At 69.9% G+C, this 14,021-nt stretch carries 15 protein-coding genes and 1 tRNA gene; 9 read left to right on the forward strand and 7 right to left on the reverse strand.

Annotated features, from left to right (window positions below):
- Window positions 1–16: 16 nt before the first annotated feature.
- Window positions 17–102 (reverse strand) — tRNA-Tyr (locus I0K15_RS06605).
- A gap of 137 nt (window positions 103–239) precedes the next feature.
- Here I0K15_RS06605 and rlmB point away from each other — a divergent pair.
- The 3 genes from rlmB (at window position 240) to I0K15_RS06620 (ending at window position 2,347) form a co-directional block, all read left to right on the forward strand.
- Window positions 240–1,034 (forward strand): 23S rRNA (guanosine(2251)-2'-O)-methyltransferase RlmB, encoded by a 795-nt coding sequence (rlmB, locus tag I0K15_RS06610; protein ID WP_196104600.1) that lies wholly within the window; start codon window positions 240–242, stop codon window positions 1,032–1,034.
- A 92-nt stretch (window positions 1,035–1,126) separates the two neighbouring features.
- Entirely contained in the window at window positions 1,127–1,585 is a 459-nt protein-coding gene (locus tag I0K15_RS06615) for a YHS domain-containing (seleno)protein (protein WP_196104601.1), read from the forward strand.
- Between the two features lie 285 nt (window positions 1,586–1,870).
- Window positions 1,871–2,347, forward strand: a complete 477-nt coding sequence (locus I0K15_RS06620) for a CoA-binding protein (RefSeq protein ID WP_196104602.1) — start codon at window positions 1,871–1,873, stop codon at window positions 2,345–2,347.
- On the opposite strand, the gene I0K15_RS06625 is transcribed toward I0K15_RS06620, so the two are convergent.
- Together I0K15_RS06625 and I0K15_RS06630 are read right to left on the reverse strand one after the other, a co-directional pair.
- Window positions 2,344–3,309, reverse strand: a complete 966-nt coding sequence (locus I0K15_RS06625) for a fatty acid desaturase family protein (protein ID WP_196104603.1) — start codon at window positions 3,307–3,309, stop codon at window positions 2,344–2,346. The two genes, I0K15_RS06620 and I0K15_RS06625, sit on opposite strands and share 4 nt — an antisense overlap.
- A gap of 105 nt (window positions 3,310–3,414) precedes the next feature.
- Window positions 3,415–4,464, reverse strand: coding sequence for a DUF3500 domain-containing protein (locus tag I0K15_RS06630; RefSeq protein ID WP_196104604.1), 1,050 nt, complete (start codon window positions 4,462–4,464; stop codon window positions 3,415–3,417).
- Window positions 4,465–4,651: 187 nt separating this feature from the next.
- Between I0K15_RS06630 and I0K15_RS06635 the strand changes: the two genes are divergently transcribed.
- A complete protein-coding gene (locus I0K15_RS06635; protein ID WP_196104605.1) occupies window positions 4,652–5,959 on the forward strand; it encodes an O-acetylhomoserine aminocarboxypropyltransferase/cysteine synthase family protein in 1,308 nt (435 codons plus the stop codon).
- Between the two features lie 113 nt (window positions 5,960–6,072).
- Here the strand turns inward: I0K15_RS06635 and I0K15_RS06640 are convergent, their stop codons facing one another.
- Window positions 6,073–6,777: an SIMPL domain-containing protein gene (locus tag I0K15_RS06640; protein WP_196104606.1), complete on the reverse strand. Its 705-nt coding sequence runs from the start codon at window positions 6,775–6,777 to the stop codon at window positions 6,073–6,075.
- Window positions 6,778–6,953: 176 nt separating this feature from the next.
- Here I0K15_RS06640 and I0K15_RS06645 point away from each other — a divergent pair, with 176 nt between their 5' ends.
- A complete protein-coding gene (locus I0K15_RS06645; RefSeq protein ID WP_196104607.1) occupies window positions 6,954–8,438 on the forward strand; it encodes a hypothetical protein in 1,485 nt (494 codons plus the stop codon).
- On the opposite strand, the gene I0K15_RS21220 is transcribed toward I0K15_RS06645, so the two are convergent.
- Window positions 8,435–10,048 (reverse strand): NTP transferase domain-containing protein, encoded by a 1,614-nt coding sequence (locus I0K15_RS21220; RefSeq protein WP_196104608.1) that lies wholly within the window; start codon window positions 10,046–10,048, stop codon window positions 8,435–8,437. The two genes, I0K15_RS06645 and I0K15_RS21220, sit on opposite strands and share 4 nt — an antisense overlap.
- Window positions 10,045–11,067 (reverse strand): XdhC family protein, encoded by a 1,023-nt coding sequence (locus I0K15_RS06655; RefSeq protein ID WP_196105395.1) that lies wholly within the window; start codon window positions 11,065–11,067, stop codon window positions 10,045–10,047. Before I0K15_RS06655 ends, I0K15_RS21220 begins: the two co-directional genes overlap by 4 nt.
- A 155-nt stretch (window positions 11,068–11,222) precedes the next feature.
- Between I0K15_RS06655 and I0K15_RS06660 the strand changes: the two genes are divergently transcribed.
- The 4 genes from I0K15_RS06660 to I0K15_RS06675 all read left to right on the forward strand — a co-directional run bounded on the left by I0K15_RS06660 (window position 11,223) and on the right by I0K15_RS06675 (window position 12,735).
- Window positions 11,223–11,765, forward strand: coding sequence for a nuclear transport factor 2 family protein (locus I0K15_RS06660; RefSeq protein ID WP_196104609.1), 543 nt, complete (start codon window positions 11,223–11,225; stop codon window positions 11,763–11,765).
- A 150-nt stretch (window positions 11,766–11,915) separates the two neighbouring features.
- Complete coding sequence (locus tag I0K15_RS06665; RefSeq protein ID WP_196104610.1) at window positions 11,916–12,095, forward strand: hypothetical protein; 180 nt, start codon at window positions 11,916–11,918, stop codon at window positions 12,093–12,095.
- Window positions 12,096–12,217: 122 nt separating this feature from the next.
- Window positions 12,218–12,415 (forward strand): hypothetical protein, encoded by a 198-nt coding sequence (locus I0K15_RS06670; RefSeq protein ID WP_196104611.1) that lies wholly within the window; start codon window positions 12,218–12,220, stop codon window positions 12,413–12,415.
- 125 nt (window positions 12,416–12,540) lie between these two features.
- Complete coding sequence (locus I0K15_RS06675; protein ID WP_196104612.1) at window positions 12,541–12,735, forward strand: hypothetical protein; 195 nt, start codon at window positions 12,541–12,543, stop codon at window positions 12,733–12,735.
- A gap of 25 nt (window positions 12,736–12,760) precedes the next feature.
- Here I0K15_RS06675 and I0K15_RS06680 read toward each other — a convergent pair whose 3' ends face one another.
- Window positions 12,761–14,020 carry a vWA domain-containing protein gene (locus I0K15_RS06680; RefSeq protein WP_196104613.1) on the reverse strand — a complete coding sequence of 420 codons (1,260 nt, stop codon included), beginning with the start codon at window positions 14,018–14,020 and terminating at the stop codon, window positions 12,761–12,763.
- Window position 14,021: the final 1 nt, after the last annotated feature.

A 14,021-nucleotide genomic window follows, 5' to 3' on the forward strand; every position in this document is an offset into this window, starting at 1 on the left:
AACTGTCGCGAGAGAATGGTGGGGGGGACAGGATTCGAACCTGTGTAGGGTTTCCCCGACGGAGTTACAGTCCGTTGCATTTGACCGCTCTGCCACCCCCCCGATGCACGCATCTCAATGGTGACAGGGGCGGGGGATACTCCCGGCTCCGGGGCGCGTCAACACGCAAAATGGGCGGCGGCTTTACGGCCCCCGCGCACGGCCCTAGAGAATGCGCAACTGATCGGAGGAGCGCCGCCATGGGCCGCAAGCCGCAGAAAAAGCCCGCCTGGGTGGTGGAAAAGGAGAAGAGCCGCGCGGGCCAGCCCGAGACGGTCTGGCTCTTCGGCCTGCACGCCGTGCGCGACGCCCTGCTCAATCCGCGGCGGGAGAAGCTGCGCCTGATCGTGACCAAGAACGCCGCCGACCGGCTGGGCGAGGCGCTGGCTGAGGGGCCGGAGCCCGAGATCGCCGATCCGCGCCGGTTCCCCGCCCCGCTTGACCCGCAATCTGTGCACCAGGGCGCGGCGATGGAGGTGCGGCCGCTCGACTGGGGCTCGGTCAGCGAACTCTGTGCGCCGGGCGATGCCGCGCCGCTGATCGTGCTGCTCGACCGGGTGACGGATCCGCACAATGTGGGCGCGGTCCTGCGCTCGGCCGAGGTGTTCGGCGCGCGGGCCGTCATCGCACCCCATCGCCACAGCGCGCCGGAGACGGGGGCGCTCGCCAAGACCGCCTCGGGCGCGCTGGAACGGCAGCCCTACCTGCGGGTGCCGAATCTGGCCAATGCGATGAACGCGCTGAAGGAGATGGGCTATTTCCTCGCCGGGCTCGACGGGGAGGCGGAGCATACGCTGGACGGCACGCTCGCCGAGCTGCCCAAGGTGCCGTTGGGCCTCGCGCTGGGGGCTGAGGGGCCTGGATTGCGGGAGCTGACGCGCCAGACCTGCCACCGGCTGGTGCGCATACCGTTCGCGGGCGCGTTCGGCTCGCTCAACGTCTCGAACGCCGCGGCGGTGTCGCTCTACGCCGCACGCCGTCATCACGACGTCTGAACCCAGATCACAGGCACGGGAGAGGGGGTCGCGCCGACGGGTCCCTTGCATCATCTCTGGCTCCAGAAACCGAATTTGCCTGGAGCAACACGATGACCCTGATCACCCGCCGCCAGACCTTCGCCCTCGCCGCCGGAGCCACCGCGCTTGCCGCCCTGCCCGCCCGCGCGGCGAACGAGCGCGTGTTCTCGACGCTCTTGGGCGGCGCGATCCGCGGCTACGACCCGGTCGCCTATTTCACGGAAGCCGCGCCGGTGAAGGGCAGCCGCTCCTACACCTCGGACTGGGCCGGAGCGACCTGGCGCTTTGCGAGTGCCGCCAACAAGGAGCGGTTCGACGCGGATCCCGAGCGGTGGGCCCCGCAATATGGCGGCTGGTGCGCCTGGGCGATGGCGCAGGGCAATTTCGCACCGATCGACCCGGACAACTGGCGGGTGGTCGATGAAAAGCTCTACCTCAACTACAACGACGAGATTCAGCGCCGCTGGGAGCAGGATATCGCCGGCTTCATCGAAGCTGCAGACGCCCGCTATCCGACGCTTATCGGATAGAGAATCATCTGCAGGTTGTGTGCTCAAGGTGCGGGCGAGAAACTGTTTTCATTCGCGCACACTTACACGGCGAAGCTGAAGCGCCCCTTCAAAACAAGGCGTTAACAAAAAAGTCACCTCTCGATGAGAGAGTAAAAAAACGGTTGCGACTGTGCTATGTTGCTCCGTGGAGGTGGGGTGTGAACGGCCCCGGTTTGTCTCCACTACTGTCCCTCGTTCTGACTTCACGCCCGGGCTCTGACCCGGGCGCTTTTTTTCCGGCATCACAAGGCTATGCTCGCCGCCATGAGCTATTCGGATGCCAAGCTGCGCGCGATTCTGGAGCGGACCCGGCGCATCGCCTGCGTGGGCGTGTCGCTCAATCCGACGCGGCCGTCGTACTTCGTGGCGCGCTACCTGACGCTGAAGGGATTCGCGGTGTTCGGGGTCAATCCGGCATATGCCGGGCAGGAGGAATTCGGGCAGACCATCGTCGCGAGCCTCGCCGACCTGCCGGAACCGGTGGACATGGTCGACATCTTTCGCCGCTCCGACCAGGCGGGCGCGGTGGTGGACGAGGCGCTCGCCACCCTCGGGCCGGAGCTGAAGACCATCTGGATGCAGATCGGGGTCGAGGATGCGGAGGCCGCCGCGCGGGCGGAGGCGCGGGGCATCGACGTCATCATGAACCGCTGTCCGAAGATCGAGTACCAGCGCCTGTTCGGGGAACTGCGCTGGGGCGGCTTCGCGACCGGCGTGATCTCCTCGAAGCTCGGGAGCTAGCGCGGCAGGTGGCTTGAGAGCGGGAGGTCCGGGCGTGTGGGCTCGGCCAGCGCCTGCTCCTCGATCGGGCCGCGAAGCTGGCGGAGAGCCGCAGTCGTGAAATCGTCGCCGTAGCGGTGGCCGCCGCTGCCGAATGCCTCCCGCAGACCGGACCACGGCACTTGCGGGCGGGCGTGGTGGACCGCGTGATAATTGTAGTTGAGGAACCACCGCTCGGCCCAGCGCGGCAGGGCCAGGTTGTGGCCCGCCATCGGCTCATCGAGCGGGTTGGCGTAGTGGTAGGCATTGTCGAAGAAGCTCACGAGCAGCGCCCGGCCGTAGAGCGCGAGGGCCAGCACCCACCAATGCGCCCCGTAGGCGAGGAAGGCGAGGGTGAAGAGTGCTGTGATCACCGCCCCGTCAATGCGCATCCGGGTGCGGCCCGGCTCCTCCAGCAACTGGCGCCTGGCGGCGGCCCACATCGACTTGCCGTCCGGGGTCTCGTCCCCGAAGCCGAGGATGATGATCTGGCGGTAGAAGCGGTTGGGCAGAATCGCGAGCACGCTCGCCAGCAATTCCCCGATCCAGAGGCCGCCGAGCAGCAGGGCGTAGTAGCGCAGGCGCGCGAGCGGCCCGGCGCGGGGCGCGACCTCGGGCCGGTTGAGCTCCGAGCGGTTGAAGCGGTGATGCATCAGGTGCCCCAGCCGCAGGAGCTGGAAGGGCGAGCCGAAGAGGATGCAGACGAGCCGCGCGCGCCGCTCGTTCACGGCACGGTCGGGGTGCAGGTTGTTGTGGATGCCCTCGTGGATCAGCGCCCAGGTCGGCGTCGTCGACAGCACAACCGGCACGAGCAGCAGCGCCCACCAGAGCGACTGGAGAAGCAGGAGCGGGACCACGGCGAACTGCACCACGTTGAGCGCGACGATCAGCGACACGAGCGCCCCGTTCTCGCGCACCGGGATGTCCGTCGAGGATAACGCCATCGAAACACAACCAAATTGACCCGACCCAATCTTGGAAATTGGGTCGCGGCGCGGTCTGTTCCAGTCCCGACCGGGACAAAAGCGCGCGGGGGCTATCCCCTGGGCCTACACGGCATGGTTGCCGAGATTGCGCTCCGGATCATGGCGGATGGTGTGCAGGTGCTGGGGCTGGTTGCGCACGGTGGCGAACTCGATGACGAAGGTGTCGCCGTGCAGGCGGTAGTAGATCGACGGCCCGTCGAGGTCGGCCCCGGCCCAGCCGAAGCGGGTCGCCATCAGGTCGCCCTCGCGAATGCGGGCCGATTGCTCCTCGGCCAGTGCTGTAGTCAGGGGATCGACGGCGTAGACCTCGATCAGCCGGACGGCGAGGTCGGCCTGCGCCTGCGGAAGATCGGCGAGCGGCACGCCGGCGCGGTCGTTTCCGAAACGCCGCTCGTTGCCCGCGGTCGTGAGCACGTTGCCGAAGGACGCCTCGCGCAGGAGCGCCCGGTCGCGGTTCGGCTGTGCGAGATCGGCGAAGAGCTGGCGGCCCAGCATCTCCTCCTCCTCCAGCACGACCATCCCAGCATGGGGGCCGGAGGGCACGGTGTTGGGTTCGGAGGCGAAGGCGTTGGGCGTCACCGACACCACGCGGTCGCCCACCAGCGTCAGGCTGAGGGTGAGGTGATGCCCCTCCCACCGCCAGGCCCAGGGGCCGTCGCCGGGCTCACCATAGACCGTCAGCGAGAAGCGCTCGCTGTTGCGCGTGGGCGAGCCCTTGCCCCACTCGTCGCGCAGGATGTCCTGCTGAAGCATGATGCGCTCCGCCATCACGAGGCCGGAGGGGCTGAGCGCCGTGGCGAGGAGGTCCATCGCCGCGTCCTTCTGCTCGGCAGTCATCTGTTCGAGCGGCAGGCCGGTGGGGACGGCCGAGCCGATCATGTAGTCCCATGCGCGCCGGGTCGCGCTGTCGAAGCCGAAGCGGACGCTCTCGACCTGCGGCTCGTCGAGGAGGCCGAGCACACGCTGCGCCCGCTCCACCATCAGGGCGCCGGGCGTCGCGGCCTGGGCCTGTGCCGGGCGAATGGCGGCGGGCAAGGCGGCGAGGGCCGCGCCCCCGGCGGTGAGGGCCAGCGCCTCGCGGCGGTTGAGCGGGGAGGTCGGGAAACGGGACATCGGGCAAACCCTCGGACACGGTAAACAGGCGCGCGCTCCGGCGGGAGGCGCAGCCCGATGGTAGCACCGATCGGGGCTGCGCCGCCTTGCGCTCGCCCCCTCGAATGCGGCCCGGATATCAAAAGTCCGTGCGCAGGCGGCCCGTGATCCTTAAGTTCCGGTGCAAACCCGACAGGAGGAGGACCCCATGACCGACCAGCCGACTTACGCGTTCGAGACGCTGCAGATCCACGCCGGTGCGAAGCCCGACCCCGCGACCGGCGCGCGGCAGACGCCGATCTACCAGAACACCGCTTACGTGTTCCGCGATGCGGACCACGCGGCCGCCCTCTTCAACCTGCAGGAAGTGGGCTTCATCTACTCCCGCCTCACCAACCCGACCGTCGCCGTGCTGCAGGAGCGGATCGCGACGCTGGAGGGGGGCGTGGGTGCCACCGCCTGCTCCTCGGGCCACGCGGCGCAGATCCTCGCGCTGCTGCCGCTGATGGGGCCGGGCGACAACATCGTGGTGTCAACCCGGCTCTATGGCGGAACGGTCACCCAGTTCTCCCAGACCATCAAGCGGTTCGGGTGGGAGGCGAAGTTCGTCGATTTCGACGACAAGGGCTCCGTCAGCCGGGCCTGCACGAAGAAGACCAAGGCGATCTTCTGCGAGTCGATCGCGAACCCCGGCGGCTATGTCACCGACCTGCCGGCCATTGCCAAGATCGCGGAGCGCAAGGGCATCCCGCTGATCGTGGATAACACCACGGCGACGCCGTATCTGTGCCGGCCCATCGAGCACGGGGCGCATATCGTGGTGCATTCGACCACCAAGTACCTGTCCGGCAACGGCACCGCGATGGGCGGGATCGTGGTCGACAGCGGCACCTTCGACTGGTCGGCGTCGGACAAGTTCCCGAGCCTCAGCCAGCCCGAGCCCGCCTATCACGGCCTGAAGTTCCACGAGACCTTCGGCCCGCTCGCCTACACGCTACACGGCCACGCGGTCGGCCTGCGCGACGTCGGGCCCTGCCAGAGCCCGCAGAACGCCTTCATCACGCTGCTGGGCGTCGAGACGCTGAGCCTGCGGATGGAGCGGCACTGCGCGAACGCCAAGACCATCGCGGAGTGGCTGGAGAACGACGACCGGATCGAGAGCGTGAGCTATGCCGGGCTCAAATCCTCCCCGGTTTACAAGCGCGCGCGCAAGCTCTGCCCCAAGGGCGCGTCGGGGCTGTTCACCTTCAAGGTGAAGGGCGGGTACGAGGCGTGCCGGCGGCTGGTCGACAACGTCAACATCTTCAGCCACGTGGCGAATCTGGGCGATACGCGCAGCCTCATCATCCACTCCGCCTCCACCACGCACCGGCAGCTCACGCCGGAGCAGCAGGAGGCGGCGGGGGCGAGCCCGGACATGGTGCGGGTCTCGATCGGGCTCGAGAATGCGGACGACCTGATCGCCGATCTCGACCAGGCGCTGACCGCCGCACTGGCGCAGGATCAGGCGGCGTAAGCCGGGTTCAGGCGGGGTCGCTCCCGCCCGTCACGACCGGGCAGGCCCATGGGCCTGCCCGATCCCTCCCGTTGGGCGTGGCGCGCCTTCGGCGCGGGCCCGTTCGATCTGGGCTACTCGATGAGAAAGGTGACGCCGACGCGCGCGGTGATGCCGACCTCGCCCTCGGCGACGGGCACCGCGTCGGCGACCATGGCCCTCTCCATCGCCACCATCGGCATCGGCTGCGGGCGCGCGCTGCCGCGTTCGGAGATGCTCTGTACCGGGCCGAGCGCCGCCCCGGCCGTCTCCACATAGAGCGTCGCACGGCTCACCGCGTCCTGCACGGCGAGGCGGCGGGCTTCCTCCTCCAGCGCGGCCGTCTCCAGCACTCCGAAGTTGATGCCCTGGATGTTGTTGGCCCCGGCCTGCGTCAGGTCGTCGAGCACCGTGCCGAGCTGGGAGAGCTTCGTGACCCGCACCACCAGCGTGTTGTTCGCGTCGTAGCCGATGATGGGATACTCGCCCGTCCCCTCGTCCCGGCGGCCGCGCACTTCGAAGAGGCTGAGGCCCGCCGTCTGCCGGTCCGCGCCCACGATCCCGGCGGTGTCGAGCACGTCGAAGAGCTGCTGCATCGCCTCGTTGTTCTCCCGCAGGGCGGCGGCGGCGGTGTCAGCGCGGGACGACACACCGATGCGCACCGTCGCCATGTCGGGGGCGGCGAAAACCTCGCCATAGCCTTCGACGCTGACGATGCGCGGGGCGGGCTCCTCCTGCGCGAGGGCGGCCGGGGCCGCGGGAAGAAGCAATGCGATCAGAAGAAGGGACAGGCGGGACATCGGAAAAGGCTCCTGCATCTCAATAAGGCGTTGCGCGCGCAGGCTACGCCTTGCCAGCGCGATCACAAAGCGATCTATGGTCCCGCGGCGCGGCCGCGCTAGGCTCGAAGGCTATGCGGAAAGGAGAGAACCGGGTGCGAAAGGCAGGGCATCTTGCGTGCGCCCTTGCGGTTGCCTTGACGCTGGCCGCCCCGGCTGGCGCGCAGGAGGTGGCCGAAGAGGCGTTCGTGGCGCCCGAGATCTCCGAACGGCCCCGGCCGCGGCCGCTGATCATCTCCTCGCTGTACAGCGGCTTGCCGCCCTTCGCGCGGTCTCGGCCGGACGGCTCGATCCGCCCGTTGCGGCGGATCGTGGTGCCGACGCGGGTGGCAGAGGAAGCGCGCTATCTGCTCGGTCCGGAGCCGAACGAGAGCTACGCCGTCGTGCGGGCACCCGAGGAGGTGCCTGCCCCGGTGGAGGAGTCGGCACCCGCAGCGGACGTGGCGGCGTCCGAGGAGGGCCCGGCGCCGGCGGTCGAGGCCACCGAGGAGCCGGAAGAGACTGCCGACTCGGCGGAGGCGCCAGCACCGGCTGAAGAGCTGGCGTCGTCGGATGAGCGCCCCGCACCGGCGACAGCGACCGGATCCGTGCCGCCTGCCGAGGAGCCGGACCAAGCGGAAGAAGTGGCAGAAGAGCTGGCGGCCTCCGACGCACCCGCAACGGAGACAGATGCCGCGCCATCGACTGATGAGCGGGAGCAAGCCGCAGAGGACGAGGCAGCAGCCGAAGAGACCGCGGCCTCCGACGCCTCTCCAACCACAGAGGCGCCGACCGATGCGGCACCATCTGTCGATGAGCAAGAGCAAACGGCCGAGGCCGTAGAAGAGCCGGCGTCACCTGAGGAAACGGTGTCATCCGATACTGGCCCGACGCCGGCGACAGCAACCGGTTCCGCCCCCCCGGCTGGCGAACCGGAGCAGGTCACCGACACGGCAGAGGATCCGTCCGCGGACGAGGTTGCGTCGTCCGATGTGCGGCCGACGCCGGAGACCGCGACCGGCTCGCCGCCGCCTTCGGATGAGCCAGAGGGCACGGCCGAGGCGGTGGAGGAGCCGGAAGCGGCGCCAGAGGAGGACGAGGTCGTCGTCGTTCCCCGGCCCCGCCCGGCAGACGTCGGACAGGAGCCTGAGGAGCAAGAAGGTGATGAGGTCGCGTCTTCCGACGTGGGGCCGACGCCCGAGACCGCGACCGGCTCGGCGTCGCCTAACGACGAGCCGGAGGACACCGCCGAGGCGGCGGAGGAGCCGGAGGCGGCCCCTGAAGAGGAAGAGGTCGTCGTCATCCCTCGTCCTCGCCCGGCTGGCGGTGGGCAGCGGGCGCTCACGGCGCGGCGGGCGGCGGAGATCGCGGCCCAGCAGTCGGAGAATGACGGCACGCGCACGCCCGGCCCCGTCAGCCGCGGCGCGATGGTCGAGGACGCGCTGCCGCTCGACCAGATGGCGCTGCTCGGCGTCTTCGGCACGCCGCAGGATCGCCGCGCGCTGGTGCGGCTGCCCACGGGCGACGTGGTCCAGGCCCGGCGGGGGACGGAGATCGGGGCGTGGCGCGTGCTCGCCATCGCCAGCGCCTCGATCCAGCTTGCGCAGAGCGACGGGACGGTGCTGCGGCTCGAGTTGCCCTAGCTCGCCTCGCGCCCTGCGCGCCAGCGGGACCAGGCCTCCGGTGTGTCGAGATCGACGATGGCCGCGTCGCCGCGGGTGGGGACCTCGACCACAAAATCGGCGGCGTCGCGCAGGACGTCGCGCGCGCCGACGTCGCCTTCGAGACGGGCGAGGCTTTCAAAGAAGCGGCGGCCGAAGAGGATCGGGTGTCCGGGCCGGCCGTCGGCGGTGGTGGCGCGCACGATCTCCCGACCCTCGTCGGCATCGTAGGCCGCGAGGATCGCGTCGATGTCGGCGGTGGAGACGTCCGGCATGTCGGCGAGGACCACGAGCACCGCGTCGGTCTCGGGCGCTATGGCGGCGAGCGCGCCGCGGAGGCTCGCGGCCATGCCGTCGCGCGCATCGGGGATGGTGACGAGGTCGGCGCCTGCGCCCTCCAGCACCGAACGGCGTGCGGGGCGGTCGGACGGCAGGGCGACGCGCACGGCGTCGACGCGGCTGCGGCGCAGGGTATTGGCGACGTGTCGCAGGAGGGGGACGCCGCCCACCGGCTCCATCAGCTTGTCGCGGCCGCCCATGCGGCGGGAGGCGCCGGCAGCGAGCAGCAGCGCCTCGATCCGCGGGCGCTGGGGGCGGTCGGCGCGTTGCAGGCTGCGGGGCTGCGGCCGCGTCGGGATCTCCTTGAGCAGGCCGCCGACGCCCATGGCGGTGATGTCTTCGGAGGTGACCGCGAGACCCGCGGCGAGGCGCTCCAGCACCCAGTCGGCACCGTTGAGCGCGGGGGAGCGGACGCAGCCCGGCAGGCCGACGACAGGCCGCCCGCCCAGCGCGCCTATGAAGAGGAGATTGCCCGGGTCGACGGGCATCCCGAAGCGCTCGATCTCGCCGCCTGCCGCGACGACAGCGGCTGGGGCCACGTCCGCCCGGTCGGAGGTGGCGGAGGCGCCGAGGATCAGGACGACGTCCGCGTCGGAGGCCGCGACGGCGGCCGCCAGCGGCTCGGTCCGATGCGGCACGACCTCCTGCGCGCCGCGGCGCAGGCCGAGACGGTCGAGCCGTTGGGAGATCGCCTCGGCGCCCTTCTTCAGGAGGCTCGGCTTCAGCCCCGGCGTCTCCGTCAGCAAGAGGTCCACGCGGAGCGGGCGGAAGGGGTGGAGCTCCAGCAGCGGTCGTGCGGCGCGGGCGCGCTCCACTGCCAGCCCGGGCGCGCCGTAGGGGATGATCTTGACGGTGGCGAGCATGGTCCGCGGCTCGACCCGCGCGTAGTCGGGCAGCGTGGCGAGCGTGATCGCCTCGTCCACGGCGTTGAAGGCGGCGACACCGGCCGCATCCACGCGGACGAGGCCCGCCTCCTCCGCATGGAGGTTCACGCGGCCGGTGAAGGGGGCGGTGACGCTGATCCCCTCCCCGCCCAGATCGGCGGCGAGGGCGGCGGCGGCGGCATCCTCGTCTAGGTCGTCGGGATCCAGCCGGGCGGCGGTGACATGCTCCAGCCCGGCGGCGCGCAGCGTCTCGATGTCCGCCGCACTCAGCCGCCGCCCCTTGCGCAGGCGCCCGCCCGCAGGCAGCGCAATGGAATGGGCGAGGATCGCGCCTTCGGCCGCGTCGAGCGGGATCTCACCGAAGGTCATGACGGGCCCGGCCGGGTCTCGACCCGGCGCAGCCGCTCGGTGATCTCGGCCATGATGGAGACCGCGATCTCCGCCGGGCTCTTCGCCCCGATATCGGCGCCGATGGGCGCGTGGATGCGGGCGATCTGGTCGGCGGTGAGCCCCGCCTCCTCCAACCGGGCGACGCGCTTGCCATGGGTGCGTTTGGAGCCGAGGCAGCCCAGATAGAAGGCGGGCGAGGCGAGCGTCGCCCGGATCGCCGGGTCGTCGAGCTTCGGATCGTGGGTCAGGGTGACGACGGCGGTGCGCGTGTCGATACCCTCGGCCTCCAGCGCCGCGTCGGGCCAGTCGTGGACGAGGCGCAGACCGGGGAACCGCTCCTCCGAGGCGAAGGCGGCGCGGGGATCGACGATCATCACGTCGTAGCCTGCGAGCTGCGCCATGACGGAGAGCGGCTGCGCGATGTGAACGCCGCCGACGATGATCATGCGCAGGGGCGGATTGTGGACGCCGACGAACCACTCCTCGTCATCCAGTTCCGCGATGCCGGAGCGGTCGGCGGCGAGCGCGCTGCGCACCACTTCGCCCAGCGGGGTGCCGGCGGAGCCGTCCATCAGGAGGCGCGACCAGTCGGCGAGCCCGACGACGTAGGTGGTCGGCCGCCCGGCCGCGCGCGCGTCGGCGAGCGCCTGGAGGAGGCCCCGGTCGATACCGTGTTCGCCGCCCACCGGCTCCACCAGCACGCGGATCGTCCCGCCGCAGGCGAGCCCGACGGCGAAGGCCTCGTCATCGCTGACGCCGAAGGTGAGGAGCCGCGGTGTCCCGTCCTCGAGCGCGGCCATCGCCTCCTCCACCACGGCGCCCTCGACGCAGCCGCCGGAGACGGAGCCCATCATCTGCGCCTCGTCCGAGATCACCAGTTGGGAGCCGATCGGGCGGGGGGCCGAGCCCCATGTCTCCACCACCGTGGCGAGCGCGACGCGGCGGCCCTCGCCCAGCCAGTCGAGCGCGATCTCGGGGATGCGATCGATGTCCGCGATCTGCATGCGGCAGCCTCCCAAACTGCATTTTGGGCAAGTGTGACGGCTTTTCGCGCCGGTGGCAATTTGGGCGAAGGTGCAAGGGCTTCGCTGGCCGCGGCGGCGCGCCGCAGTACATCCCCGAAAGAGACGTTCCGCATCGAAGGAGACCCCCGATGAAACACCTTGCCGTTGCTGCCAACCTCCTCCTCGCAACGCCTGTCGCTGCCCAGTCGGGCGATCCGATCACGGCGGAGAATGCCGTGGACGTGGTGGAGATGATCCGCATCGCCGACGCGATCGACGCGGCCGTCGACGCGAAGGCCTGGCCGCTCGCCCGCTCCTTCTTCACCGAGACGATCGAGGTGGATTTCACCTCGCTGACCGGGGGCGAGCCCGCGACGATCCCCGCCGACGCGCTGATCGACGGCTGGTCGGGGAACCTGACGGCGGAGAAGACAAGCTTTCACCTGCGCGGCAATCACCGCGTCGTCTTCGACGGCGCGGGCGAGGCGACGCTCTACAGCCACGGCTATGCCTGGAACCGAATGGAGCGCGGGGCCGCCGAGGAGAATGGCGGCGATCCGCTGTGGGAGGTATGGGGCACCTATGAGCACGGTTTCATCCGGACGGAGGACGGCTGGCAGGTCGACGCGATGAGCTTCTTCGCGACGGCACAGCGCGGCAACGACTTCGTCCGGGACACGCCGGGGAGCTGAACGCTCCCCCCCTGCTCAACGGGCGTTGCGCCGCGCGCAACACGAGGTGGCGAGTTCGCCCCCTGCGCAGACGCGGCGCCCGTCGCCATCTCTGCCTCATCGCGGAAACGGCCAGGTCGGCGCCGCGGAACCGGAGAGAGGAGCAGGACCATGAAGACCGCAGTATTCGCCTTCGCACTCGTCGCGGCCCTCGCCGGGCTCGCCGACGGACGCCGTGCCACGATGCTCGAAGCGCCGTCGGGCAGCCTGCCCGGCCTGTCGCTCACGTCGGCAGGAGCCGGCGTGTCCCAGGACGTGGCAATGGTCACAGACCGCCAGCCACAGTTGTGAAACCCTCGTGATTGTTTCCTGTGCGAAACTCTTACGGTGAACGTTTCGTGCCTTAAGCACCGTCCGGCCGACCCCAACTAGGGGACAACACAGCCGGACCCGCCCAAGGAAGGACCGAAGACATGACCAAGATCTTTACGGCAATCGCCCTCGCAGCAATGCTCACCGCCGCCCTGACCGCGACCGCTCAGCAGAGTGACGTGGCTGTCACCGGCAACCACGCGCTTGGCGGGATAACCGGCCTCGACGCTGCGACGATCGAGCAGATGAGCCTCGAAGAGCTCGCCGACGTAATCGAGGCACGGCAGGCGCAGTTCTGATTGTTTCCCGATCCGCGCAGGTCCATTGCGCAGATCGAAGTTTAAGAGACCGGTGGTCTCTACCACATATCTACCATCGACGGGCGGAGGCTATTCCGCACCGCCCCGAGGAAAGGAAGAAGAAGATGCGTATTTCGATTAAAGCACTCGCCCTTGCCGCGGCCCTCATGGCCGTGATCTCGCCCGCAGCCGCTCAGGACACGGGCAACCACCACCTGCAAGGGCTGACCGGCCTGACCGCCGAACAGCTCGATGACATGACGATGGAAGAAATCGCGATTGTCATCCAGACCCGTCAGGCGCCCAGCCAGGGTAGCTGACCTGACCGACGGACGCCCGCGGCCTTCATGGCCCGCCGGGCGTCATGCGGCCGAGCATCCGGGCCCTGAGCCCCTGATCCTCCGCCCGCGTCAGCGCGGCCGAGAGATCCTCAAGGGATGCGATCGAGTGGGCCGCGCGAAAACTGTCCACATTCGGAAGCAGAGCCTGCACGCCCCTGGCCCTCGGCGCGAACCCGTCGAACCGCAGGAGCGGGTTGAGCCAGATGAGCTTGCGGCTCGACAGGCGCAGGCGCTCGGCCTCGCGTTCCAGCAGCTCGGGCGCGTCGCGGTCGAGGCCGTCGGTGATCAACAGCACCACGGCGCCCTGCCCCAACACGCGCCGCGACCAGTCGCGGTTGAAGGCGTGCAGGCAGGCGCCGATCCGGGTGCCCCCCTCCCAATCCAGCGCCTCCGCCCCCGTGGCGGCGAGGGCAGCATCCACGTCGCGCTGGCGCAGGTGCCGCGTGATATTGGTGAGCCGCGTGCCGAAGGTGAAGGCGTGGACCTGCGCCCAGCCCGCGCCCTTCTGGTTCGCGGCCATGTGCAGGAAGTGGAGCAGCATGCGGCTGTAGCCGGACATGGAGCCCGAGATGTCACAGAGCGCCACAAGGTTCGGCCAGCGCGTCCGCCGCTCCTTCAGCTCCAGCCGCGTGATGTCGCCGGTGCGCATAGCCGCACGCATGGTGCCGCGCCAGTCGGCAATATGGCCGCGGGTGGAGACCCGCGTGCGGCGTGACGCGATGGGGCGGACGGGCAGTTCCAGCTTGGCGATCGCGCGCCGCGCCTCGGCCAGTTCCGCGGTGGTCATCTGCTCGAAATCGGTGTGACGCAGCTTCTCCTCGGCGGAGAAGGTGAGCGTCGCGTCGATCTCGATCCGCTCGCCCTCCTCCCGGTCCAGCTCGGGCGGCGGCGCCTCGGGCTGGTCGAGCAGCGCCTCGGCGGCGCGCCGTTCGGCCGCCTTGGGGTCGGGCTGCTCGTTCACGCCGCGCACCATGGGCGTGAGCATCTCCATCATCTTTTCGAGGAACTGCGGGTCGCGCCAGTAGAGGCGGAAGACCTGGGCGAAGGTGCTCCGCTCCTCCGGCTTGCGGACGAAGCAGGCGTGGAGCGTCCAGAAGAAGTCGCGCTTCTCGGAGAAGCCCGCGGCCTCCACCGCGCGGATTGCATCGACCACCTGGCCGGGGCCGACGCGCAAACCCGCGCGGCGCAGGGCGCGGGCGAAATGCGTGATGTTCTGGGCGAGCCGCGGGTTTTCCGGCAGCGGAAGGTCGGCGAACTCAGCCATC

It is taken from the genome of Pontivivens ytuae (genome assembly GCF_015679265.1).
Lineage (GTDB): Bacteria > Pseudomonadota > Alphaproteobacteria > Rhodobacterales > Rhodobacteraceae > Pontivivens > Pontivivens ytuae.